This is a genomic window from Roseobacter phycocola (assembly GCF_042055075.2).
GTDB lineage: Bacteria > Pseudomonadota > Alphaproteobacteria > Rhodobacterales > Rhodobacteraceae > Roseobacter.
Genome location: NZ_CP194012.1, coordinates 45,411 through 65,514, shown reverse-complemented (window position 1 = coordinate 65,514; position 20,104 = coordinate 45,411). Strand labels below are relative to the sequence as shown.

Sequence of the window (20,104 nt, the reverse complement as noted above, 5' to 3'; positions counted from 1 at the left end):
TTCAATAGACCGGCTCCATTCTGGTCTGCGCAGGCACCTGGTGTTTTTTCGCAGGGATCGTGATCAGCGCCACAAAGGCCGCTGCCGCCCGGGCCTGTGCACCGATTTTGCGCAGGAACTGTCCGTTCTGCGTGGCCTCCGCCAGATCAACGTTCGCTTTCTGGAGTTTTTCCAGCTGCCGCTGCCAGCGTGGATGATCAATGTCCAGCGTGATCGGGAAAATCTGTTCGCTGAGCTTGCTGGTCTTGGTGAACACTTCATGCGCGTACCAGTCGGGATCAACGCCGAGGGCTGCGTGAAATGCCGGGCGCTGGTGGTCGCGCACATACATCGTCGCATAGACCGCCGTGAGGAAAAACTTGATCCACAGCACGTTATGCCCGCGGGTCAGCTTCGGGTCTGTTTTCATCAGCAGCGCGAAGGCCTCGCCGTGGCTGAACTCGTCATTGCACCACTCGCAGAACCATTTGAAGATCGGATGGAACCGGTGCTGCGGGTTGGCCTCCAGATGACGGAAGATCGTGATGTAACGCGCGTAACCGATCTTTTCCGACAGGTAGGTGGCGTAGTAGATAAATTTGGGCCGGAAATAGGTGTATTTCTTCTTCTGCGTCAGGAACCCGAGGTTCACGCGCAGACCGGCCTCGCGCAGCGCGTCATTGATGAAACCTGCGTGCCGGGCCTCGTCCCGCGCCATCAGCTGAAAGAGCTGGGTGATGTCATCGTTGTTGCCGCGACGTTTCATCTCTTTGTAGAGCACACAGCCTGAGAACTCGGCCGTGCAGCTTGAGATCAGAAAGTCGATGAATTCCTTTTTCAGCTGCGGTTCCATGCCGTCCCAGTCCACATGGTCCCAGTCTTCGTTCTTTTTGAAGTGGCCCTTGTTCGGATCCGCAACCATCTGCGCGATCAGACTGTCCCAGTCATCGCGCACCGGCGTCACGTCGATGGCATCAAGCTCATCAAAGTCAGTGGTATAGAACCGCGGCGTCAGCAGGGTGTTCGCCATGGCCGTTTCAGTGGCGAAATCATCATCGTATTTCGCCTGTTCTTCCTGAATGGCCAGACCTTCCTCGACCGTAGTGGCGTCGGCGGTGTGCTTGCCCTCGTACTGTGCGGGGTTCTGGTTCTGAATGTTCACAGCGTAACCTCCTCTGAGAAGGAAAACTCGCACAGTTCCATGACCTCAAAATCGCCCGTCAGGCGGGTCCAGAGCTGCTCCAGACGGCTGGCGCGGATGATCGTGGCCTCGCGGTCCTCGGTGACGATCTCACCGAAGGGGGCCATGATCTCAGGTCCATGTACCTGGACCTCGTCGCCGGGATAGATCACGGCGCCGTTGTTGAACCGCACATGCGCGTGCAGGCTTTCAAATCTGTGGCTGATCTCGACCGTGCAGGGGGCACGTTCAATTTCCTTTGTCAGTAGTCCCATGGTGGCTTCCTCCAATGGTTCAGGGTTGGCCCAGCAGCCTGGCGAAGGTGCGGGTGTTGGATGCGCCAAAGCCCATAAGCTCAGCGGACCATCCGGTGACGGGGTCGTTCAGGGAAAGGCGGTTGCCTTCGCGCAGCTGCAGCAGCACGGGGGCATTCGGATCGGCGCCGGATTTGGCCCGCTCGCGGGCAATCACACGTTCGATACCGGCAACAAATCCACCTTTATCCGCGGGAAAGCTGGCCAGAACGGTGCCATGCTGATCCAGCACGCGCGCGGCTCCCGAGGCGTCGCCTGACAGAAAGACGGCGCGCTCGGCAATGACCTGACCGGCAGGCGGCTGGCTGGCCGGCTCACGGCCCGAAAAACTGGCGATACTGACAATCACAAGGATCAGTCCGACGAGACCGAACATCACCCGGACGAGGATCAGGGGCACGATCTCTTCGGATTTTGCGTGAATGCGGGGCTGTGTTTCTGTGCGCATGAGCCTACTCCGCCGCCACTGTTTCAGGTGCGGCAGCGCCGCGTTCAACGACGGGCACGGAAATCCGGGCCTCTGCGGCTTCTGCCAGCAGGCGTGCTACTTTCCCGGCCTCCGGGATGCAGCGGAGCGCAGGCTGCGCGCGGCGGATGTGCCAGGGGCGGACATGCGGCCAGCAGGTCAGGTAGCTCAGCCGGGTCTCGCCCATTGTGTCCAGCGCGATGGTCCCTGTTCCGTCCGGGCGCAGGTCAAGCATCGCATTGCCGACCTGCTTGTAAGGCAGGTTGAGCGTGAGGGTCAGTGCGGCCCCGATCCGCATGACCACCCGCGCATCCGTCACAGTGTAGACGGTCGCCCGCGCCTGAGCGACAGCAACCAGTGTCAGCAGGCCGCAGACCACCGCGCCCAGCATCAGGTAGGGAACCGTCGCGCCGATGGCACGCCCCAGGGGCAGCAGATCAAGGACAGAGACAAACCGCCAGAGTGCGAGAACACCGAAATACCCGGCAACCCAGCGCACGGCGAGCGCTTCTTTGGCCAGCGGCCACCACGCGGGACGCCCCTGCCAGAGGATTTCCTCTCCGGCGGGTGGTTTCTCCGGAAGCCCCTCAACGGGCTCGATTTCAAAGTCGTCATGAGACATGGCGAGTATCTCCTCTGGCTGTGCACTGTGGCGGGCGCACCTCACCACCGGTGCCGGACCCTGCGGGACCCGGTTCTGTCCGGTGGTATGGTGCGGCGGGCATCACACGTCAGATCTTCGGATCAGCGCGGTTACCCGCATAGAGTTTGCCGCCGCCGTAGTATCCCGAGATTTTATCCTCCTCGAGCAGGGTGACCTGGCGCGGGCTGGCGATTGTGGGGATTGTCGCGAAATGTTTGCCGTGCAGCGCATGAACATTGACGCGGTCGGACCAGATACGCGCGAAGGTCAGCGGCATCAGCCGCGTGCCTGAGCCCCATTTGCTGTCCAGTTCCATTTCAAGGTACCGCACCATCTGTTCCGGCTCGTCGATCCACATGTCGGTGATCTTGCCGACGATTTCACCGTCACCTGCGATCACCGGCAGTCCGCGGGGATCGCGGCCTGCGGCAACGCGGAACCCTTCGGCACCGGACATCGGGACGATTTTGGGGTGACCATGGCCGTCCAGTTCCGGCACATCACGGCGGGGTGCCCAGGATGCAGGGCCAACACCATCCAGCATCGGATCGCCTGTGGGCTCCAGCGGGTAGCCGTTGACCGGCGTCGACCGCTTCAGCGCAATATCGGCGCGTTCCGGTGTCTGACCGCTTGGTACAGTGACTTCGCCGCGGCCGTGCGGCAGGCGGAATGTTTTGTCAGAAGGCAGCGGCCACATGCCAGGGTTGGATGACGGATTGCCTTCGTCATCCTCAAGCGGATAGCCTTCGCGCATGTTTTCACGCTGGATATAGATGATCAGTGCCGCAAAGAAAATGTAGAAAAGCCAGAGCGTTACGCTCGCCAGATCTACTTCGCCAAAGAATGTTCCAGTCATTTTCTGTCCTCCTGAAACGGGGTCATGTTGGGAAGTCGGCAAGGCCCATGGGGCGTTGACCGATCTCCGTCGGGGTAAGGGAACCGCTTTGGCGCACGAGCGGTCCCAGGATAACGAGAGTGACGAAAAGCAGGCCAATCTCGGCGTGGTAAACAAATGAATATCCGGTCACGGGGCTGTTGAGCGCTTCGCCCATGCCGCCGCTGGTCGCGATATGGCCGATCCAGTCGCGCAAACCGCCTCCAAGGGCGATCGACACGCCGGCCGCCGTCGCCTGGGCAGCCCCCCAGGCCCCCAGCGCCAGACCGCGCCCTGCGCTCCCGGTGGCTGGCATGGCCATGGCCGCCGTCAGTGTCGAGACAGCAAACAGCCCGCTGCCAAAGCCGATCAGGCCAGCGCCCGCAAAAAACAGCACATCAGAGTCCATCGGAGCCGCAAAAATCACCAGTGAAAAGGCCCAGATCCCGGCCAGAATGCCGCCCCCGGCAAGGCGGAACGAGTTTGAGCCACCCGCCAGCCGTGCCCCGGCAAGCCCGAAACCGCAAAGCGCCCCGACAGCCCAGAGGGCGGTCAGAAGTGTCGTCGCGGACACCGACAGCCCGAGAATTTCGCCACCATAGGGTTCCAGCAGCACATCCTGCATGTTGAAAGCCATTGTTCCGACGAAAACGCACACCAGCAGGCGCCCGGCCTGTCCACCGTTCATAAAATCAGACCATGCGTCTGAGAATTTCGGGCGGGGGGCTGTGCGTTCAGCCCTGCTCATCGGGCGGACGTGTTCCTGTTTCCACAGAGCCACCAGGTTCAGGGCAATGCCCACCACGGCAGCGGCCTGGATCACCCGGATAAGCTTGAGCGAGGTGAAATCCCGTAGCAAAAGCCCGATGATCACAGCAGAGATGCCCATACCGGCAAGAAACATCACATAAAGCAGGGCAACAACACGTGGCCGGGTTCTGTCATCGGCCCGGTCAGATGCCAGCGCGAGACCGGCGGTCTGCGTCATATGCAGCCCCAGGCCGGTCATCAGGAAGGCGAGCGCTGCCAGCACCTCGCCCGCAAAGGGGATCTCGTGCACAACATCACCGCCCAGCACCAGCAGGGCAAATGGCATGACCGCGAGGCCGCCAAACTGCCAGAGCGAGCCGAACCAGATGTAGGGCACACGTTTCCAGCCAATAGCGGAGCGATGCGTGTCAGACCGGAACCCGAGCAGCGCGCGGAAGGGCGCAATGAGCACAGGCAGGGCGATCATCAGCGCCACGATCATCGCGGGCACAGACAATTCAACAATCATCACCCGGTTCAGCGTGCCCAGAAGCATGACAGAGGCCATCCCGACCGAGACCTGAAACAGCGAAAGCCGCAGCAGCTGGTCCATCGGCAGCCCGTCGCTGGCTGCATCGGCGAATGGCATCGCCTTCAGGGACATCTGTCGCAGCCGTGCCTTCATGCGCGCAGCTCCATCGCTTCAGAAATGTAGAAACCGGATGTGATCCGGTCGACCGGCCGCAGCATGCCATTGACACCCTGCGCGCGCGCAGCCTGTGCCAGCGGCTGATGCGCATGCGGGATCATCACCGGGCTGCGGTCACTGCGCGGAAAGAGTTTGCCGGCGTACCACATGGCCATCAGAAACCGCGTGCGGGGTGCTACGGTAAAGGCAATGGTCCGCGACGTGCGCTTTTCCAGCGCAGCGAGGGCCCGCCCGATGTCATCGGCGGAGTAGTAGATCAGACTGTCCATTGCGATCACATGATCGAACCGGCCAAGTGCCGGCCGCAGCATATCGCCCGAGGCGAAACTGACCTTCGAACGCAGATCCTGCGGCAACCGGCGTTCGGCGACCGCCACCAGCTGGGGCGAGATATCCACCGCCAGGACATGAGCGCCACGCTTTGCCAGCTCAGTCGTCATCTGACCCGCACCGCACCCGGCGTCCAGCACACGCGCACCGGTCAGATCAGCCGGCAGACGGCTCAGCAGCAGCGCGCGCATCCGGTCGCGTCCTTCGCGCACCGTCTGGCGGATCTTCGAGACCGGCGCGTCAGACGTCAGCCGCTCCCACGTGCGGGTGGCCGTCCGGTCGAAATAGGTTTCAACCCTTTCCAGTGTCGCGTCATATCCCGGCGCCGGTTTTCCGCCCGGGGCCGGGATATGTCCCGCATCTGCAAAGGTTACGTCATCACGCATCAGTCAAATCCAAGCAGCTCAAAAATCTCCCGGTCGGGCAGGGGGGCCGGGGCCAGCGGCTCTGTTCCGTTCCAGAGTGTCTCGGCCAGGCGCACGTATTCTTTGCGCACCTGTACGATCTCCTCGTCATCCGGCATCTCGAAAAGGGTCTTCTTTTTCAGCCGTGAACGGCGGATAGCGTCCAGATCAGGCATATGCGCAATCCGGTTGAACCCCACCGTTTCGCAATAGCGGTCCACCTCATCCGTCTCGCGCGACCGGTTGGCCACACAGCCCGCCAGCCGGACCTTGTAATTGTTCGACTTTGCCTGCACCGCGGCGATGATCCGGTTCATCGCGTAAATGCTGTCGAAATCGTTGGCGGTCACGATCAGCGCCCTGTCCGCATGCTGCAGAGGGGCGGCAAATCCGCCACAGACCACATCCCCCAGCACATCAAAAATCACCACATCGGTGTCTTCGAGCAGATGATGCTGTTTCAGCAGTTTTACCGTCTGGCCGACCACATACCCGCCGCACCCGGTTCCGGCCGGTGGCCCACCGGCTTCGACGCATTTCACACCGTTGAACCCGTCAAAGACAAAATCCTCGGCGCGCAGCTCTTCGGGATGGAAATCCACCTCTTTGAGAATATCAATCACAGTCGGCTGCAGCGTTCCGGTCAGCGTAAAGGTACTGTCATGCTTCGGGTCACAGCCAATCTGCAGCACCCGCTTGCCGAGCATGGAAAAGGCAGCAGACAGGTTTGACGAGGTCGTCGATTTGCCAATGCCACCTTTGCCATAGACGGAGAAGACCTTGGCGCCGTCAATCCTGGCACTCTCGTCCTGATGCACCTGGACCGAGCCTTCGCCGTCCTGGCCCCGCAGTACGGGCGGTGTTCTGTCGAGTGGACTCATGTCAGTTTCCTTTCAAAGGGGGCGCGCACCCCTGCTTCTTCTGGCTCAAAATATCCCCGCCGGAGGCTCCCGCGGGTGAAGGTGTCGGAACGGATCATTGCGCAGCGATCCCTTCGAGCTGGTCCTCAAGCGCATCGGCCGCATCCTGAAGGGCGGCCAGCGTTTCAGCGTCCGGGGACCAGTAGTTTCTGTCATGTGCTTCCAGCAGACGGTTCGCCATACGGCTGGAGGCGGTTGGGTTCAGATCGGCGAGCCGCTGGCGCATCTCCGCATCCAGAACAAAGGTCTCGGAAATCCGCTGATAGACCCAGGGGTCGACCTGACCGGTCGTGGCGGACCAGCCCAGCGTGTTCGTCACATGCGCCTCGATCTGGCGAACCCCTTCGGAGCCATGTTTCAGCAGACCTTCATAAAACTTCGGGTTCAGGCTGCGGGCGCGTGTCTCCAGAGCCACCTGATCACGCAGTGTGCGGACCTGGCCCGTTCCGCGGGTCTGATCGCCGATATAAACCGCTGCCTCGGCGCCTTTCGCCCTTTTGACCGCGCGGGCAATACCGCCCAGCGTATCAAAATAGTGATCCACGGTCGTCACACCCAGCTCGACCGATTCAAGGTTCTGATAGGCGACATCAACCTCGGCCAGCTGTGCCTGCAGCAGATCCGCATTGGCCGAGGCCTTGCCATCTGTGCCATAGGCGAAACTCTTGCGCGCCTCATAGGCGTCGGCCAGTTCGTCCTCGTCACCAAAGGCGGAACTGTCCACCAGTTGGTTCACATTCGAACCATATGCCCCTTCGGCGTTTGAGAAGACCCGCAGTGCCGCGTCTTCGAGGGTACAGCCGGTTTTCTCCATGTAGGCCAGGGCATGCGCCCGGATGAAGTTCTGGTCCAGTGGTTCATCCGCTGACGCACAGGTCAGGGCTGCTTCGGCCAGCATCCGTGTCTGCAGGGGCAGCAGGTCGCGGAAAATACCCGACAGCGTCATGATGACATCGATACGGGGACGTCCAAGTGCTGCCAGCGGGATCAGATCAGCGCCGGCGAGCCGACCGAAACTGTCAAACCGTGGTGTACAGCCCATCAGCGCCAGCGCCTGAGCAATCGGCCCACCGTCAGATTTGATATTATCGCTGCCCCAGAGCACCAGCGCCACCGTGCGGGGCAGGGTTTCATGTGTATCGAGCAGCAGCTGCGCCTGCTTCGCGCCGTCCTGACAGGCAAAGGCCGTGGGCATGCGGAACGGATCAAAGGCGTGGATATTACGGCCTGTCGGCAGGACATCTGCCGAACGGATCAGGTCGCCACCCGGCACCGGCGGGATGAAATGCCCCCCAAGCGCACGACAGAGCGCATCGAGTTCGGTCTCTTCCTGGAGCAGCTGGTCCACCCGCGCGCGCGTCTCTTCATCCGCGCCCTGCATGATGCTGATGTATTCAGCCCGCGCCGCATCAGAGATTTTCTCGCCAACGATATGAAGCCCATCCGGAATGAGCGCATCCTCGGTCTCCAGCAGTTTGAGCCACAGCGCGTCAGGGGCCACCCCGCTCATATCAACGGCCTCTGCCTGATCTGCGATCAGCGCTTCAAGATCCGCGCGCTCCGGCGCATCAGGATCCATGCTGCGCCAGCGGGTGAGGCTGTCTTTCAGCTCGGAAAGACCTTTGTAGAGACCGGATTGCGCCAGGGGCGGCGTCATATGGGTAACCGTCACGGCACCGGAACGCCGCTTGGCCAGGGTCGCTTCGGACGGGTTGTTGGAGGCATAGAGATAGACGTTCGGCATTTCGCCGATCAGCCGGTCGGGCCAGTCGCGCGCACCCAGCCCCGCCTGTTTGCCTGGCATGAATTCCAGCGCACCGTGCATGCCAAAATGCAGGATCACATCCGCGGAAAACGTATTCCGCAGCCATAGATAGAAGGCGACGAACGCATGCGTTGGCGCAAAGCCTTTTTCAAACAGCAACCGCATCGGATCGCCTTCGTATCCGAACGCGGGCTGAACGCCGACGAAGACGTTGCCGAACTGCTGGCCCAGCACGAAAACACCCCGCCCGTCGGACTGGACACGTCCCGGGGCCGGGCCCCAGACGGCTTCGACCTCGGCCAGCGGTGGCGTAGTCCGTACAATCGTATCGGCGCTCACATGCGCTGCAACATTTGCCTCCTGACCGTATTGCGCGGCATTTCCCTGCAGCACAGCCGCGCGCAGATCCTCGACGGAGGATGGCACATCGACGGTGTACCCTTCTGCCATAAGTCGGATTAACGTATTGAAAAGGCTTCTGAAAACATCAAGGTAGGCGGCAGTTCCTGTGGCACCGGCATTCGGTGGAAAGCCAAACAGAACGATGCCAACCCGCTGCTCTGCCCGCTCCATGCGGCGCAGTTTCGCCAGACGCAGCGTTTTTTCTACAAGGCTGTCGATGCGTTCGGGGCAGGGTGCCATGGCCTTGGCATCTGAGACATTGGCGCAGCGGTGCGCGCATCCCTGACAGCCGGCCTCACCGTGCCGTCCGGCAAAAACCGTCGGGTTCGTGGCACCGTCCAGTTCGGGCAGCGCGATCAGCATTGTGGTTTCGATGGGACCAAGTCCCTGAGCGCTTTCGGCCCACTGGTTCAGCGTCTGAAACTCCAGCGGATGGGCCGCAACATAGGGGATATCCAGCCCTTCGAGCACGTCGATGGCAGAGGCATTGTCGTTATATGCCGGTCCCCCCACGAGTGAAAACCCGGTCAGCGACACCATAGCGTCAATGTGCACCGCGTCCCCGTTCCGGAAATAGGTATCAATGGCCGGACGCCCGTCGAGGCCGCCTGCAAATGCCGCAAGAACTCTGACCCCCCGCGCCTCAAACGCGCGGATCACGGCATCATAATGCGCCGTGTCTGACGACAGCACATAACTCCGCATCATCAGCAGTCCCACGGTGAGCTCAGCACCGTCCGGTGCAGGCAGCCTCGCGGGGTCGGTCGTTATGCGTTCCGGCAGATCGGGGTGATACAGCCCCGCATCCGGATATTCCACGGGTGCAGCCGCCTCCGGTGCCGCGTCCCAGCCCGTACCGGTGGCATAGCGGTTGATCAGAAAGCGGATCATCGCCTCGACATTGTCGTCTGACCCGCCCAGCCAGTACTGCATGGTCAGAAACCAGGCGCGCAGGTCCTGGCTTTTGCCGGGAATGAACCGCAGTATCTTGGGCAACCGGCGCAGCAGCGCCATCTTGTCGGCACCTGACGAGCTGGAGGGTTTGGATGAACCGCGCAGCTTTTTCATCAGCCTGCGTGCGCCGGATTCCGGGGCCTGCATGTCGAGGCTGCCCATCCGTGTCAGCTTCACAATGGCCGCATCCGCAATGATGCCGATCATTGCATCGCACTGGTCCCGTCGCGCCTCAAGGCTCGGCAGGATGCGCGATATATGCTCTTCGAGAAACAGAAGGTTCGCGACAATGATGTCACCTGTTTCAACCGCATCCCGGGCCGCCTCGAAAGCACCCGGCGTCTCACCCCATTCGGCGGCCGCATGCACCGATACGGAAAGCCCCGGATAATCAAGGCTCAGCCGGTCCATCGCCCGCAGCGCAGGCCCCGCAGCATGACTGTCCAGCGTCAGGATCACGACGCGATACCCGGGCATACGCCCCTTTATGCCACTGTCATCGCGCATAGTGGGCCTTGGCCTCATAGAGGGTATCAATGCTGATCTCGGCGACCCCGCGTTCGCTGGCAAAGGCCTCGGTGTTGCGGCGCGCCTTACCGCGCACAAAGAACGGAATTTTCTTCAGCTCTCGTTCGGCATCCTCAAGCCAGATCACGTTGCCGGATCCGGCGTCCTTCTTCTGGTCGGAACTATCCCGGGGGGAAGGCGCAGCCTGGGGGGCTGGCCCCCCATCCGTTCCGTACCGGGGAGCGTGACCGCCGTGATGTGACGGACCGGCCGCGTCATGGAACTCAAAGTCATCGCGGAACATGTGCAGAAGGTGTTCTTCCAGCCCCATCACCAGCGGATGCACCCAGGTGTCAAAGAGCACGTTTGCGCCTTCGATCCCCATCTGCGGGGAATAGCGCGCCGGAAAGTCCTGAACATGCACCGGAGCAGAGATCACGGCACAGGGTATGCCCAGTCGTTTGCCGATATGGCGCTCCATCTGGGTGCCAAGGATCATTTCCGGCTGCAGCGCCTCGATAACCCGCTCAACTTCCAGATAATCGTCGGTGATTGTTGCCGTGACGCCGAAGTCACGTGCAAGAGCACGCACGCCCCGGGCCATCTCGCGGTTGTAGCACCCGATGCCCACGACCTCGAAACCCATCTCGTCCCGGGCCACGCGGGCTGCAGCCATCACGTGGGTGCCATCGCCAAAGATAAAGACACGCTTGCCGGTCAGATAGGTGCTGTCCACGGATTTTGAGTACCAGGGCAGACGCAGCCGGCTTTCATCGAGTATTGGCTCGACGCCGGTGATGCCGGCAACTTCCCGCACAAAGTCGCGCGTGGCACCAACGCCGATCGGCACTGTCTTTGTCCATGGCTGATCCAGCTCCCGCTCCATCCAGCGTGCGGCGCTCTCGGCGGTTTCCGGGTACATCAGAACGTTGAAATGGGCGGCCCCCATGCGGGTAATATCGGCTGGGGAAGCCGTCATGGGGGCCACCACATTTACACTGATGCCCATGTCGGACAGCAGTGATGAGATTTCGGTGATATCGTCGCGGTGGCGGAAGCCGAGCGCCGTGGGCCCGATCAGATTGCAGGAGATCTGTGCGGTGCGCTCCATCGGGCGGGCCAGCGTTTTGACGATCTGAAAGAAGGTCTCATCTGCGCCGTAGTTCTCTTTGCGCTGGTAGCTGGGCAGTTCCAGCGGGATCACCGGCACCGGAATGTCCATGGTTTCGGACATACCGCCGGGATCATCCTGAATCAGTTCCGCAGTGCAGGACGCGCCGACGATCAGGGCCTCCGGCTCAAACCTTGCATAGGCGTCCTGCAGCGAGGTTTTGAAAAGATTGGCTGTGTCCGATCCGAGGTCGCGCGCCTGAAACGTGGTATAGGTGACAGGGGGTCGGTGATCGCGTCGCTCGATCATCGTGAACAGCAGATCCGCGTAGGTGTCGCCCTGTGGGGCATGCAGCACATAATGCAGACCCTTCATCCCGGTCGCGACGCGCATGGCGCCGACGTGCGGCGGGCCTTCGTATGTCCAGACGGTGAGCTTCATGCGGTGCACCGGGCGAGGGGCCGGCCCCTCGCGCTCCCCGGGATATTTCCGGCCAGAAGATGAAGCTTTGTCATTCGGCAGCCTCCACACGCAGGAGGTCGGCACGGCGCACCGGGCGCGAGAAGAGCCCGGCCAGATCACCGGCCTGTTCGTAGAAATGCACAGGTGTGAACACCAGTTCGATGGCCCATTTGGTGGCCAGCCCTTCGGCCTCAAGAGGATTGGCAAGGCCCAGGCCACAGACGGTCAGGTCAGGGCGGGCCGCACGGCAGCGGTCCAGCTGCAGGTCTACGTCCTGGCCTTCGGACAGGGTGGGCCCCTGGGCGAGCATATCGAGATCGGGCCCTACGATACCCTTGTGAATGAAGGGTGCGCCGACCTCGATGGCCTGCATGCCGCATTCACGGGTCAGGAAACGGGCCAGCGGGATTTCGAGCTGGCTGTCCGGGAAGAAGAAGATGGATTTTTCGCGCAGGCTTTCAGAGGCCTGAGCAATGGCTTTACGGGCGCGGGCGCGGGGAGCTGCGGTGACCCGTTCAAAGGTTTCTTCGTCCACACCGAATTCAGTTGCGATGACGCGCAGCCAGGCTGTGGTGCCTTCCTCGCCAAAGGGGAAAGGCGCTGGCAGGTGGATTGCACCGCGGCGCTCCAGTGCTGCGTGCGTGTCCCCAAGAAACGGTTGGGTCAGCGCAAAGACGGTATTTTCGCCGATGCCCAGATCCGTATCTGCGCGTGGTGCTGGCAGGACGCGGATCGGCCCGATGCCCATGTCGTTCAGAAGAGAGACAGCCTGCTCCTCAACCACATCCGGCAGGGCGCCCACGAGCAGGAGCTGCCGTTCGTCCGTTTCCGGCAGCACCGGCACCATCGAGGCAAGGCAGGCGTCTTCGCCCTGGGTAAAGGTGGTTTCGATCCCGGAGCCGGAAAAGTTGAGCACCCGGACGGAGGGCGCGTATTTTTCGCTCATCCGTTCCGCCGCCCTGTTGAGATCAAGTTTGATGACCTCCGAGGGGCAGGAACCAACAAGGAAAAGCTGCCGGATGTCGGTCCGGCGGGCCAGAAGCTGATCAACGACTTTGTCGAGCTCGGTCTGGGCGTCGGCAAGGCCCGCCAGATCGGTTTCTTCGAGAATGGCGGTGCCAAAACGCGGTTCGGCGAAGATCATCACGCCAGCGGCGGATTGCAGCAGATGCGCGCAGGTTCTGCTGCCGATCACGAGGAAGAAGGCGTCCTGCATCTTGCGGTGGAGCCAGATGATTCCCGTCAACCCGCAGAATACCTCGCGCTGCCCGCGTTGCTTCAGAATCGGTTCATCACGGCATCCACCGGTTGCGCTGAGGCGGGGAAGATCGTTCATGCGGTGACCTCCTGCCGGCTTTCAGATGAGGCAGATGCCTGAAGTCGGGCGGCCCGCAGCTTGAGCAGAAACTGGGCCGCGTTGATCACATAAGCGGCATAAGCAGCCAGGGCTACGATCATCTGCATCTTTGGGTCCATCGCACCCGAAAACAGCCCCCAGAGATAGAGAGTATGAAGCGCAATAACGGCAAAGGAAAAGACATCCTCCCAGAAAAACGCAGGGGCGAAAAGGTACTGACCGAAAACGATTTTTTCCCATATCGCACCGGTGACCATGATCACGTAAAGAGCGAGGGTTTTGAGCAGGATGGAGGCCGTCGCAGCGCCATATCCGTCACCCGTCGCGAGATACCGGATCACCAGCACCAGAGAGACGAGAAAAATCACGAACTGCAGAGGGGCCAGAATGCCCTGAACCGTGGTCCATGCCGTGGCATCACGCCGCGCGCGCTCCTCGGGCGTATAGAGGCCCGTCGGGACGCTTTGTCGTGGCATATTGCTGTGCATCCTGATGGTGACCTTTTCTGCCGGCAGTTGCCCCGAAAGGTGCGACTTTTGAAGAAAAGTGTCAACTATAACTTACACACTCTGGATTCGCTTGTGACAGGCCGTCATGACAGTTTTTGCGGGACCTGAGGGCGAAATCTTGGGAAATATGAAGAAACTGATGATGCCTGGTCCCTGAATCTGTGGCTTTCCTCGGAAATATGTCAATTTGATTTGACATTTTGGGGTGAAGGGCAGACTTTTGGGGTGCAATGCGAGTCCGGGGCTGAGGAGCCCGGAATACACTGGGATAGGCCATGTCGACGGAAGATCATACTGACCCGCGTGGCGCCCGGCGCAATCGGCCGGTTCATGTCGATGCGCTCGCAACGCGGGTTATCTCGGTGCTGAGTGACAGACAGGCTGTGTCCGTGGACGGCCTGCGCCGCTTTGTGCTTGATCACCTGACCCGCGCGGTGCTTTGTCCGGGTGTCTGTCGCCCGGATGATCTGCTTGAAGAACTGCGCGGACACCGCATCACCACCGATGACATCATTGATAATTACGTGCCGTGCGTTGCGCGCGAAATGGGTGTGGCCTGGGCAGAAGACCGTATCTCTTTCGCGCAGGTCACGGTCGGAACGCTGCGGCTGCAGTCTCTTGTGAGCGAAGCTTCGAGCACCATGCGGTTTGATCACAAGACCGATCAGGGCAGGTTGCATGTGCTGGTGGTTGTGCCGCCGGATGAACAGCATTTTCTGGGGGCCAGTGTGCTGGACGCACAACTGCGCCGCATGGGTTGCGAGGTCAGCAGCTCCTATGACGAAGACGCAGGATCGCTGACGTTCCGACTGATGCAGGATACACCCGATCTTATTTTGATTACCTGCGCGAGGGCTGAAACACTTGAAAGTGTCTGCCGGACGGTGCAGACCATCCGGAGTGCCGTTGGCAGCGATGTTGTTATTGCCATGGGTGGCGCGATAGACGGCGACAACAGAGAACTGAAAGAACTGACTGGCGTGGACATTGTGACAAGGCGCGTAGCGGAGGCTGTCTCGTATTGCACAGCAAAACCGGCTGCCTCTCTGCGCCTATGACTTCAGGTGGCGAAAATTTCTGGAGCAGCGGCTCAGTCCCTCTCATAGAACCGGAATTCCTCAGCAGCATTATCGGAGCGGCGTCAGATATTGCGCTCGTCATTTCGGCCGAGGGCATGATCCTGTCGGTTGTTCTGAATTCTCACAGCGAATCTTTTGGCAATCTCAAACACTGGGAAGGCCGCCCGATCGCCAAGTTCCTGACACGGGAATCGGTTCCGAAGTTTGAGCAGGCACACAGTGCTTACCTTGGCGGAGAAGTTCCGGCACGGCCGCTGGAGCTGAACCACAGTGACAACGCCGTCTGGCAGTATCCGGTCCGCTATACATTCCACCGCTTCGGGCATGAGAATGCCGTTCTGCTGCTGGGTCGTGACCTGCGCCCGATCGCAGAAACACAGCAACAGCTGGTGCAGGCACAGATCGCCCTGGAACAGGGGTATGAAGCCCGCCGCGAGTTCGACGCGCGGTACCGTGTGCTCATGTCTCACACGTCGCAGGCGGTCGCGTTTGTTTCCGTCCTGACCGGACGCATTGAAGATGTAAACGAGGCCGCGGCCGGTTTGCTGGGGCTGAGCACCGATGCCCTGCGCGGCAGTGCTTTTGCGCAGCATTTTGCGGATCGCTCCAGTGTTGAGCTGACCGAAGCGCTGATGAACGCGACCCTCTCCGAAGAAGGCGGGCAGGTCACGCTCAAGGCGACACGGACCGGTCAGCAGGTGGTGCTGCATCCGGTCGTTTTCCGGGCCGCCGGCCAGCGTATTCTGATGTGTCGCCTTGGGACCGATGCCGATGCGGTAAAGACCGAAGAGGCTGGTGCGGGCCAGATGATGGCGCTTTTCCGCGCGGGCGTGGATGCGATGCTGTTCATGTCTCCCAAGGGCGTGCTTTTGTCGGTGAACGAGAGTTTTCTCGATCTGGTGGGCGCGCCGCATCTGTCGGATGTGGTCGGACGCAGTTTTGCTGACTTCCTCGGTCGGGGGCAGATTGATCTGGGTGTGATGACAGACCAGCCTCAGCGTTCCGGGCAGATGCGGTTCTATGCGACCCGCCTTGTGAATGACCTCGGCGTCCGCGTTGCGGTCGAGATTTCGGCGACGCATCTTGAAGACCCGGATAACCCGGTCATCGGCTGCATCATCCGCGACGTCAGTCGGACAGAGGCCTCGCGCGGCGCGGGGAACACCGCTTCTCCGGGCCAGATGCCTGCAGAACCGGCGCGCAATGTGATGGATCTGGTCGGATCTGCGTCGCTCAAGGATATCGTAGCGGAAACCACCGACGTGGTTGAGAAGATGTGTATTGAGACCGCCGTTGAGCTGACGAACAACAACCGGGTGGCCGCAGCCGAAATGCTGGGCCTGTCGCGCCAGAGCCTCTATGTGAAACTGCGCAAGTACGGTCTGCTCGCCAAAAACGGCTGATACCGCCGCCTTACTACTCTTGCACCGACTCAATGTGTCAGTCATAGTTGACACATGTCTGTCAGTCAGGTCATACAGTCGCGCCGTTTTCCTGAACCCGCCGCAGCCCTGCGTCTGATCAAACCGATCACGTGGTTTCCCCCGATGTGGGCGTATCTTTGCGGTGTTGTTTCCTCGGGTGCATCTCCGTCAGGGCAATGGGGCCTTGTTGTGCTCGGCGTCATTCTTGCGGGGCCGATTGTCTGCGGGATGAGCCAGGCGGCGAATGACTGGTGCGACAGGCATGTGGACGCGATCAACGAGCCTGACCGCCCGATCCCGTCGGGGCGTATTCCCGGACGCTGGGGGCTGTGGATTGCACTCGCCATGTCGGTTCTGTCGCTGTTTGTCGGCTGGCAGCTGGGTCCCTGGGGGTTTGGAGCTACTGTGGTTGGCGTGCTGGCGGCATGGGCCTATTCAGCTGAACCTGTCCGCCTCAAACGATCCGGTTGGTGGGGTCCCGGCCTTGTCGGCCTCAGCTATGAGACGCTGCCCTGGTTCACCGGTGCAGCAGTACTGAGCGCAGGTGCGCCGGCGCTGCCGGTGGTGATCGTGGCGCTTCTCTATGGCATCGGTGCGCATGGGATCATGACGCTCAACGATTTCAAAGCGCTGGAAGGGGATCGCCAGACAGGCGTCAATTCTCTGCCCGTTGCTCTGGGGCCTGTCAGGGCTGCGCGCGTTGCCTGTGCCGTAATGGCAGCACCGCAACTTGTCGTGATCGCATTGCTTTTCGCATGGGACCGGCCTCTGCATGCGCTTGGCGTGGCTGCGGTTCTCCTCGCGCAGTTCTGGGCCATGACGGTTATGTTCCGCGACCCCGAAGCCAAAGCGCCTTGGTACAATGGCACCGGCGTCCTTCTTTATATCACCGGCATGATGATCACCGCAGTCGCGGTGCGGGGGCTGACATGAAACCGCTGAGCTGGACAGGGATCGCCCGTCTCGGGTTGGTGCAGATGGCGCTGGGGTCTGTTGTCGTGTTGACAACGGCAACCATGAACCGTGTGATGGTCGTTGAACTTGCGCTTCCTGCGATCCTGCCCGGGCTGCTGGTCTCTCTTTATTACGGCACGCAGTTTCTGCGCCCAAGGTTCGGTCACGGTGCGGATCAGGGCGGGCGCAGGACCCCCTGGATCCTCTGTGGCGTCGCGCTGCTGGCGCTCGGTGCTGTGTGCGCAGCACTGTCCGTCGGGCTGATGGAACGGGTGGCATGGGCAGGCATTGCTGCCGCGATCCCGTCGTTTCTACTGATCGGTCTGGGGATCGGGGCGGCGGGGACCAATCTGCTGGCGCTTCTGGCCGCACGGGTCGATGAAAAACGTCAGGCACCGGCGGGCAGCCTGGTGTGGATCATGATGATTTTTGGCCTGGCGGCCACCGGGATAACGGCTGGTATCCTGCTGGATCCATACAGTCACAGCCGTCTGGTCACCGTGACGCTGGGCGTCTCGGCGGTGGCACTGATGCTGACATGTTTGGGCGTCTGGGGCCAGGAAGGGAAGGGGTCAACTGTTCCCTCCAGGGCGAAAGCGTCCTTTGCTGACGTGGCCCGCGAATTCTGGGCAACACCACGGATGCGCAATTTCACCCTTTTCGTTTTCGCATCTATGCTGGCCTATAACCTGCAGGACCTGATCCTTGAGCCTTTTGCCGGACATGTCTTTGGCCTGACGGTCGGGCAGAGCACGCAGCTTGGCGGGATGCACCACGCCGGTGCTCTGATGGGTATGCTGCTGGTGCTGATGTCGGGTACGCTGCTGAGCCGCTGGCTGCATGTACCGATCCGCGTCTGGGTCGTCGGCGGCTGCGTGCTGTCCGGTGCTGCTTTGACCGGGTTGGCGTGGGGCGGCGGCAGAGCGGCTTCCTGGCCACTGGGGCCGAACATCTTCCTGCTGGGCCTCGCCAACGGTGCCTTCGCCGTGGCAGCCATCGGCGCAATGATGCGTCTGTCGCGCGAGGGCAATGACGGGCGCGAAGGGTTGCGCATGGGCCTCTTTGGCGCGGCGCAGGCAATCGCCTTCGGGGCAGGGTCGTTTATCGGCACGGCCATGGTTGACACCATGCGGCACCTCACCAGCGATGATGCCACAGCCTACGGGATTGTTTTTACTTTCGAAGGTCTCGTCTTTCTGATTGCCGCAGTGCTTGCGCTGCGGCTGACCACACCAGGCGCCTCCACAGGCGGGCGCACCGCAATGATGCCGGGAGAATGATATGCAATATGATGTTGTCGTTGTAGGCGGAGGGCCGTCCGGTGCCACCGCGGCGCTTGATCTGGTCAATTCAGGGCATCGGGTGGCGCTGCTGGACCGCGAGGGGCGGATCAAACCCTGCGGGGGTGCCATTCCCCCCCGTCTGATGCAGGATTTTGATATCCGCGATGAACAGCTGCTGGCCAAGGTGAATACCGCGCGCATGATCTCGCCCACCGGGCGCATGGTGGATATTCCGATCGAAAACGGTTTTGTCGGCATGGTGGACCGCAAGGACTTTGACCCGTTTCTGCGGCAGCGCGCGGGTGAAGCCGGAGCGGATTGCTTCACCGGTACTTTTGTCCGGATCGAACGGCCAGAGGGCAGCCCGGTGGTGATCTATCGCGACAAGGCGACCCAGGAAGAACGCGAACTGCCCTGCCGCCTCGTGATCGGTGCGGACGGTGCGAAGTCCCGGGTGGGTCTTGCCGAGGTCAAAGACGCGGACAAGGTGCCGCTGGTCTTTGCTTATCACGAGATCATCAAAGCGCCGCCAAAGTCGGACATCTATGACCCGAAACGCTGTGACGTGATCTATGACGGATCCATTTCGCCTGACTTTTACGGATGGGTGTTCCCGCATGGTGACAGTGCCAGTGTGGGGATGGGCAGTGAGCTGAGCTCGGTCAACCTCAAGGAGGCGACTGCTGCGCTGCGGGACGCATCGGGGCTGACCGACTGTGAGACAATCCGGAAAGAGGGTGCGCCGATCCCGCTGCGGCCCCTCGATCGCTGGGACAATGGCAGCGATGTTCTGCTGGCAGGTGATGCTGCCGGAGTTGTTGCGCCGTCTTCGGGCGAGGGGATCTATTACGCGATGGTCGGCGGGCGTGTGGCGGCAACCGCCTGTGCGGCTACACTTGCATCCGGTCGGGTGAAGGACCTGCGTCTGGCACGGCAGCTCTTCATGCGTGAGCACAAGATGGTGTTCCGGGTGCTGGGATCCATGCAGAACGCCTATTACCGCAGTGATGAACGCCGCGAACGGTTCGTATCTCTGTGCCATGACGTTGATGTGCAGCGGCTGACGTTCGAGGCCTATATGAACAAGAAACTAGTACGCGCACGTCCCATGGCGCACCTGAAAATCGGGCTCAAGAACCTTGCGCATCTGACCGGGCTTGTGGCAACGACACGCGTATGACGATCATGATCCCGGCCTGGGTGAACGGCACACTGACGCCTGTGGAAAAGCTGGATGCCCATGTCAAAGGCCTGCGCCACAAGGCCGTTTCGGTGTTCGTGCTGAAGGGCGATGCGGTGCTGATGCAGCAGCGCGCGATGTGTAAATACCATACGCCGGGGTTGTGGACGAACACCTGCTGTACGCATCCACAGTGGGACGAAGCACCGCTGGATTGCGCCAACCGCCGCCTGGACGACGAACTGGGGATCACCGGTCTGGCACCGGAACACCGTCACCACCTGGAGTACCGCGCCGACGTCGGCGGTGGTTTGACCGAGCATGAAGTCGTGGATGTCTACGTTGCCGTGGCAGGGGATGATCTGGTGATCCGCCCAAACCCGGAAGAAGTAATGGCTGTGGAATGGGTTTCATTTGGCGATCTTGCTCGCAATGTAGAGCAACGTCCGGATCGATATACACCCTGGCTGCGGATCTATCTGAGGGACCATGCAACGACGATCTTCCGGGAGCTCAAGGCCTACATACCCTGAATATTCTGGGATAGT

At 61.1% G+C, this 20,104-nt stretch carries 18 protein-coding genes; 6 read left to right on the top strand and 12 right to left on the bottom strand.

Translation table 11 applies throughout. The features are described 5' to 3' along the window. Position 1: 1 nt before the first annotated feature. The 12 genes from acsF to bchF all read right to left on the bottom strand — a co-directional run bounded on the left by acsF (position 2) and on the right by bchF (position 13,603). Positions 2-1,141, bottom strand: coding sequence for a magnesium-protoporphyrin IX monomethyl ester (oxidative) cyclase (gene acsF, locus AB4K19_RS20790; protein ID WP_375227353.1), 1,140 nt, complete (start codon positions 1,139-1,141; stop codon positions 2-4). Further along, positions 1,138-1,434, bottom strand: coding sequence for a hypothetical protein (locus AB4K19_RS20785; protein ID WP_436399659.1), 297 nt, complete (start codon positions 1,432-1,434; stop codon positions 1,138-1,140). Before AB4K19_RS20785 ends, acsF begins: the two co-directional genes overlap by 4 nt. 19 nt (positions 1,435-1,453) lie before the next feature. Further along, entirely contained in the window at positions 1,454-1,921 is a 468-nt protein-coding gene (gene puhC / locus AB4K19_RS20780) for a photosynthetic complex assembly protein PuhC (protein WP_375227354.1), read from the bottom strand. Positions 1,922-1,925: 4 nt separating this feature from the next. Further along, positions 1,926-2,561 (bottom strand): photosynthetic complex putative assembly protein PuhB, encoded by a 636-nt coding sequence (gene puhB, locus AB4K19_RS20775; RefSeq protein WP_436399658.1) that lies wholly within the window; start codon positions 2,559-2,561, stop codon positions 1,926-1,928. A gap of 109 nt (positions 2,562-2,670) precedes the next feature. Beyond that, positions 2,671-3,438, bottom strand: coding sequence for a photosynthetic reaction center subunit H (gene puhA, locus AB4K19_RS20770; protein WP_375227356.1), 768 nt, complete (start codon positions 3,436-3,438; stop codon positions 2,671-2,673). Positions 3,439-3,460: 22 nt separating this feature from the next. Then, positions 3,461-4,891: a PucC family protein gene (locus AB4K19_RS20765; protein WP_436399657.1), complete on the bottom strand. Its 1,431-nt coding sequence runs from the start codon at positions 4,889-4,891 to the stop codon at positions 3,461-3,463. Then, positions 4,888-5,631 carry a magnesium protoporphyrin IX methyltransferase gene (gene bchM, locus AB4K19_RS20760; protein WP_375227357.1) on the bottom strand — a complete coding sequence of 248 codons (744 nt, stop codon included), beginning with the start codon at positions 5,629-5,631 and terminating at the stop codon, positions 4,888-4,890. The genes AB4K19_RS20765 and bchM overlap by 4 nt, the downstream gene beginning before the upstream one ends. Beyond that, positions 5,631-6,530, bottom strand: a complete 900-nt coding sequence (gene bchL / locus AB4K19_RS20755) for a ferredoxin:protochlorophyllide reductase (ATP-dependent) iron-sulfur ATP-binding protein (RefSeq protein ID WP_375227358.1) — start codon at positions 6,528-6,530, stop codon at positions 5,631-5,633. The genes bchM and bchL overlap by 1 nt, the downstream gene beginning before the upstream one ends. A gap of 94 nt (positions 6,531-6,624) precedes the next feature. Continuing rightward, positions 6,625-10,197 carry a magnesium chelatase subunit H gene (locus AB4K19_RS20750; protein WP_375227359.1) on the bottom strand — a complete coding sequence of 1,191 codons (3,573 nt, stop codon included), beginning with the start codon at positions 10,195-10,197 and terminating at the stop codon, positions 6,625-6,627. Next, positions 10,187-11,749 (bottom strand): ferredoxin:protochlorophyllide reductase (ATP-dependent) subunit B, encoded by a 1,563-nt coding sequence (gene bchB / locus AB4K19_RS20745; protein ID WP_436399656.1) that lies wholly within the window; start codon positions 11,747-11,749, stop codon positions 10,187-10,189. Before bchB ends, AB4K19_RS20750 begins: the two co-directional genes overlap by 11 nt. A gap of 70 nt (positions 11,750-11,819) precedes the next feature. Continuing rightward, entirely contained in the window at positions 11,820-13,106 is a 1,287-nt protein-coding gene (locus tag AB4K19_RS20740; RefSeq protein ID WP_436399655.1) for a ferredoxin:protochlorophyllide reductase (ATP-dependent) subunit N, read from the bottom strand. Beyond that, positions 13,103-13,603 (bottom strand): 2-vinyl bacteriochlorophyllide hydratase, encoded by a 501-nt coding sequence (gene bchF, locus AB4K19_RS20735; RefSeq protein WP_375227362.1) that lies wholly within the window; start codon positions 13,601-13,603, stop codon positions 13,103-13,105. Before bchF ends, AB4K19_RS20740 begins: the two co-directional genes overlap by 4 nt. 308 nt (positions 13,604-13,911) lie before the next feature. On the opposite strand from bchF, the gene AB4K19_RS20730 reads away from it, so the two are divergent. From AB4K19_RS20730 to idi, 6 genes are read left to right on the top strand one after another with little or no spacing between them, the layout of a single operon-like run. Beyond that, a complete protein-coding gene (locus AB4K19_RS20730) occupies positions 13,912-14,694 on the top strand; it encodes a cobalamin B12-binding domain-containing protein (RefSeq protein ID WP_375227363.1) in 783 nt (260 codons plus the stop codon). After that, positions 14,658-16,118 (top strand): transcriptional regulator PpsR, encoded by a 1,461-nt coding sequence (gene ppsR / locus AB4K19_RS20725; RefSeq protein WP_436399654.1) that lies wholly within the window; start codon positions 14,658-14,660, stop codon positions 16,116-16,118. Before AB4K19_RS20730 ends, ppsR begins: the two co-directional genes overlap by 37 nt. Positions 16,119-16,172: 54 nt before the next feature. After that, positions 16,173-17,072, top strand: a complete 900-nt coding sequence (gene chlG / locus AB4K19_RS20720) for a chlorophyll synthase ChlG (RefSeq protein ID WP_375227365.1) — start codon at positions 16,173-16,175, stop codon at positions 17,070-17,072. Continuing rightward, complete coding sequence (locus AB4K19_RS20715; RefSeq protein WP_375227366.1) at positions 17,069-18,373, top strand: BCD family MFS transporter; 1,305 nt, start codon at positions 17,069-17,071, stop codon at positions 18,371-18,373. Before chlG ends, AB4K19_RS20715 begins: the two co-directional genes overlap by 4 nt. A gap of 1 nt (position 18,374) precedes the next feature. Beyond that, positions 18,375-19,556, top strand: coding sequence for a geranylgeranyl diphosphate reductase (locus AB4K19_RS20710; RefSeq protein ID WP_436399653.1), 1,182 nt, complete (start codon positions 18,375-18,377; stop codon positions 19,554-19,556). Then, the gene (idi, locus tag AB4K19_RS20705) at positions 19,553-20,089 is read left to right on the top strand and encodes an isopentenyl-diphosphate delta-isomerase (RefSeq protein ID WP_375227367.1); all 537 of its coding nucleotides are present in this window, start codon (positions 19,553-19,555) and stop codon (positions 20,087-20,089) included. The genes AB4K19_RS20710 and idi overlap by 4 nt, the downstream gene beginning before the upstream one ends. Positions 20,090-20,104: the final 15 nt, after the last annotated feature.

Excerpts from the sequence above, each read along its gene's own strand:
- AB4K19_RS20740 (WP_436399655.1), bottom strand. The coding sequence starts at position 13,106 with ATGAACGATCTTCCCCGCCTCAGCGCAACCGGTGGATGCCGTGATGAA.
- bchB (WP_436399656.1), bottom strand. The coding sequence starts at position 11,749 with ATGAAGCTCACCGTCTGGACATACGAAGGCCCGCCGCACGTCGGCGCC.
- AB4K19_RS20785 (WP_436399659.1), bottom strand. The coding sequence starts at position 1,434 with ATGGGACTACTGACAAAGGAAATTGAACGTGCCCCCTGCACGGTCGAG.
- AB4K19_RS20765 (WP_436399657.1), bottom strand. The coding sequence starts at position 4,891 with ATGAAGGCACGGCTGCGACAGATGTCCCTGAAGGCGATGCCATTCGCC.
- puhA (WP_375227356.1), bottom strand. The coding sequence starts at position 3,438 with ATGACTGGAACATTCTTTGGCGAAGTAGATCTGGCGAGCGTAACGCTC.
- AB4K19_RS20750 (WP_375227359.1), bottom strand. The coding sequence starts at position 10,197 with ATGCGCGATGACAGTGGCATAAAGGGGCGTATGCCCGGGTATCGCGTC.
- puhC (WP_375227354.1), bottom strand. The coding sequence starts at position 1,921 with ATGCGCACAGAAACACAGCCCCGCATTCACGCAAAATCCGAAGAGATC.
- AB4K19_RS20730 (WP_375227363.1), top strand. The coding sequence starts at position 13,912 with ATGTCGACGGAAGATCATACTGACCCGCGTGGCGCCCGGCGCAATCGG.
- bchF (WP_375227362.1), bottom strand. The coding sequence starts at position 13,603 with ATGCCACGACAAAGCGTCCCGACGGGCCTCTATACGCCCGAGGAGCGC.
- chlG (WP_375227365.1), top strand. The coding sequence starts at position 16,173 with ATGTCTGTCAGTCAGGTCATACAGTCGCGCCGTTTTCCTGAACCCGCC.
- bchM (WP_375227357.1), bottom strand. The coding sequence starts at position 5,631 with ATGCGTGATGACGTAACCTTTGCAGATGCGGGACATATCCCGGCCCCG.
- bchL (WP_375227358.1), bottom strand. The coding sequence starts at position 6,530 with ATGAGTCCACTCGACAGAACACCGCCCGTACTGCGGGGCCAGGACGGC.
- AB4K19_RS20710 (WP_436399653.1), top strand. The coding sequence starts at position 18,375 with ATGCAATATGATGTTGTCGTTGTAGGCGGAGGGCCGTCCGGTGCCACC.
- puhB (WP_436399658.1), bottom strand. The coding sequence starts at position 2,561 with ATGTCTCATGACGACTTTGAAATCGAGCCCGTTGAGGGGCTTCCGGAG.
- AB4K19_RS20715 (WP_375227366.1), top strand. The coding sequence starts at position 17,069 with ATGAAACCGCTGAGCTGGACAGGGATCGCCCGTCTCGGGTTGGTGCAG.
- idi (WP_375227367.1), top strand. The coding sequence starts at position 19,553 with ATGACGATCATGATCCCGGCCTGGGTGAACGGCACACTGACGCCTGTG.